Source organism: Aminobacter sp. P4_H6_2, assembly GCF_056400805.1.
Genome location: NZ_JBFUKO010000585.1, coordinates 1 through 3,368, shown reverse-complemented (window position 1 = coordinate 3,368; position 3,368 = coordinate 1). Strand labels below are relative to the sequence as shown.

Below are 3,368 nucleotides of genomic sequence, written 5' to 3'. Positions count from 1 at the left end.
GCGCAGAATGCGGTCCTGCCTGCTGGTACCATGACCACCGAAGCAGATCGCACGATCCTCGAAGTGTCGGGCGATCTGCGCAACGAAAATGACATCCGCAATCTGAACATTCCTACAGCATCAGGCTTCGTGCGGCTTGGCGACATCGCCAGCGTGGTTCGCGGCACCGTCGATCCGCCGCAGCCGATGTTCCGCGTCAAGGGCAAGCCCGCGATAGGCATTGCTGTTTCGATGGAATCCGGTGGCGACATCCTCGAGCTCGGACGCAACATCGATACGGTGATGAGCCGGTTCGAACATGATCTGCCTATCGGCATCAACATGGTTCATGTCGCGAGCCAGCCGGAGGTCGTCACCAACGCCATCCGCGGTTTCACTGTTTCGCTGACCCAGGCCGTGATCATTGTGCTTGGCGTCAGCTTCATAGCGCTTGGATTCCGTGCTGGCCTGGCCGTTGCGGTGTCGATCCCGCTGGTGCTGTGCATGACCTTCCTTTTGATGGAAATCACCGGCATCGCGCTTCAACGGGTGTCACTGGGGGCGTTGATCATAGCGCTGACACTGATGATCGACGATGCCATGGTGGCGGTCGAAATGATGATGGCCAAGCTCGAGGAGGGCTATGACCGGGTAAAGGCAGCGTCCTTTGCCTATACCTCGACAGCCTTTCCCATGCTGGCGGGCACGCTCGTCACGATTGCCGGCTTCATCCCCGTCGGCTTCGCCCGCAGCGTGTCGGGCGAATATGCGCGATCGCTCTTCCTGGTGATTACGTTCGCGCTGATCCTTTCATGGCTCGTCGCCGTATTGCTGACACCAATCGTGGGCCTTGCGGTGCTTAAGTCGGGCTCAAACACAGGCGAAAAAACCGAAAGCGCACTCGTTCGAGGCTTCAAGAAGCTTCTTTATGCCTGCGTTCGGCTTCGTTTCGCCGTGGTTTTGGGCACGGCTGCGTTATTCGTCGTGGCCTTGATGGCCTCCCCTTTGATGAAGAGGCAGTTCTTCCCGCCGTCCGATCGTCCCGAACTGATGCTTCAGCTTGTTTTGCCGCAGAGCGCTTCCACGCAGGCGACAGCGGCCGAGGTTGAGCGTGTCGAGAAGGTTCTCGAGCTCGACGAGGATGTCGTCGACTGGAGCTTCTATGTCGGATCAGACGCCATTCGCTTTTATTTGCCGATGGACATCCAGGCCCCGGCGCCGTTCCGCGCTCAGGCCGTGGTCATCGCCAAGAGCGTCAAGGCACGCGACGCCTTGCAGGCGAGGTTGCAGAAGGAACTTGACGAGAAGTTCCCCAACATCGTCGCCCGTGTCTCTCCGCTGGAGATGGGACCGCCAGTGGGCTGGCCGGTCCAACATCGTATCAGCGGTCCAGACGTGGCCGGCGTACGCGACCTTGCATGGAAGGTTGCCGACGTCGTTGGCGACGTGAACGGGGTCATTGCACCCAATCTCGACTGGAATGAACCGATTAGGAAGGTCGTGATCGATGTCGATCAGGACCGGGCACGGCTGGTTGGGTTGAATTCGGCGGCAATCGCCCAGACGCTGTTTGCCACCGCATCGGGCCTTCCGATCACGCAGGTGCGCGATTCTATCTATCTGGTGAACGTCGTCGCTCGCGCCGCAGCCGAGGAGCGCACCAATATCGAGACGCTGCGTTCCCTGCAGATCCCGATCGGACCGAACCAGACTGTGCCGTTGTCCAGTATCGCCATGATTGAGTACCAGACGACGCAGCCGATCATCTGGCGGCGCGACCGAGAGACCACGATCACCGTCCAGGCCGACGTCAAGGAGGGCGTTATGGCGGAGAGCGTGGTGAGTGCGGCCGAGCCCAAGATCGACCAGCTTCGCAAGGACAACCCGAACTTCAACATCGAGGTTGGTGGCTCTGTCGAAGGTGCCGAAACCGGTATGGCTTCGGTGCTTGAGATGATCCCGCTGATGGCGATCATCATGGTTGTCATCCTGATGTTCCAGCTACAGAGCGTTCAGCGCCTGCTTTTGGTCATCAGTGTGGTACCGCTGGGACTGATCGGCGTGGTGTTGATCATGCTGGTGACGAATACGCCGGTAGGTTTCATCGCTGTTCTCGGCATGATCGCGCTGATTGGCATGATCACACGAAACTCGGTGGTGCTGATCGACCAGATCGACAAGCGTATTGAAGCTCAGGGAAAGTCCTGGAAGAGTGTTATCGATGTCACAGCCGAGCGTGTTCGGCCGGTATTCCTCACTGCCGGATCGACTATCCTTGGCATGCTGCCGATCATACGCGATCCGTTCTGGGCGCCGCTTGCCTTCACGGTCATCGGCGGCCTGGTGGTTGCCGCCGCCCTGACACTGATCTTCCTGCCGGCGCTGTACATCATGTGGTTCCGTATTCCGGCGGAGCGGGACCCGGCTGAGGCCAAGGCCCATTCGGCCGAGCCTGCGGTCGTGGCGGGCTGAGCAAGGCTGATAGGCTGAACCCACCCGGTCCTCCGGGTGGGTTGCCGGATGCCAGGCTTCGACACGGAAACCAAAATGACGGGACGACGATTTGGCCAACTCCATCGAGATCCGTCTTGAGGACGTTTCGCAACTTTTCGAAACGATGGACCCGTTCCCTTCCCGGGATCGCGAACTGGCAAGGGAGGCGGACGCCTATATCTTCGACTGGGCGCACGAATTGCCTCGCAATCAGCCGCTCGAAATCACCATTCACCTGCCGGCGAGTGCGGCGCAAAGTGCAGCCGTTCGTAGCCTGGATAAGTCGCTCGCCAATTTCTTCACCTATCGGGCGAGGATCGTCGGTCGCGAACTGAGTGACCTGTTCAGAATGGGGCGGCGTACACTCATGGTTGGACTGGCCGTCTTGGCAGCATGCCTGGCGATCGGCCAGACACTTGCCGCCTTGGTGCCAGACAGCGGCGTAGCGCATTTCTTCGAAGAGGGCCTGATTATCGTTGGATGGGTTGCTCTATGGCGACCGCTCGAGATTTTTCTGTATGACTGGTGGCCGATCGCCCAAAACAGGAAACGCTACCGGCGCTTGGCCGGGGCGTCAGTGCGTGTCCAGTTCTATAATGGCGCTGAAACGTCCGGCGCCGGATGTTGACGTTTGCCGCTACCGCCCAAAATGAAACGCAATGCATAGCCGCAGGATTTACGGCTAATCCCTTCCATGTGTTCGGCGCGATATGATTTAGCGCTCGCAACGCTTGGCGTTCGTTCACTCGTTTGAAAATTGGAGTTCGTCATGTCTGATCTGATCGTCATCGTCTATCCCACGGAAGCCAAGGCTGAAGAGGTGCGGGAACGCCTGCTTGAGCTGCAGAAACAATACCTTATCAAGATCAGCGACGCTGTCATTGCAACCAAGAACG

Annotated in this window: 3 protein-coding genes; all 3 read left to right on the top strand. The window is 58.9% G+C overall.

Translation table 11 applies throughout. The features are described 5' to 3' along the window. On the top strand, positions 1–2,451 hold a 2,451-nt coding region (locus AC1DUU_RS26970; RefSeq protein WP_476786422.1), incomplete at its 5' end, for an efflux RND transporter permease subunit. A gap of 91 nt (positions 2,452–2,542) precedes the next feature. Next, positions 2,543–3,100, top strand: a complete 558-nt coding sequence (locus AC1DUU_RS26965) for a hypothetical protein (RefSeq protein WP_476786421.1) — start codon at positions 2,543–2,545, stop codon at positions 3,098–3,100. Between the two features lie 141 nt (positions 3,101–3,241). Beyond that, a partial coding sequence (locus AC1DUU_RS26960) for a DUF1269 domain-containing protein (RefSeq protein WP_476786423.1) occupies positions 3,242–3,368 on the top strand: 127 nt, incomplete at its 3' end.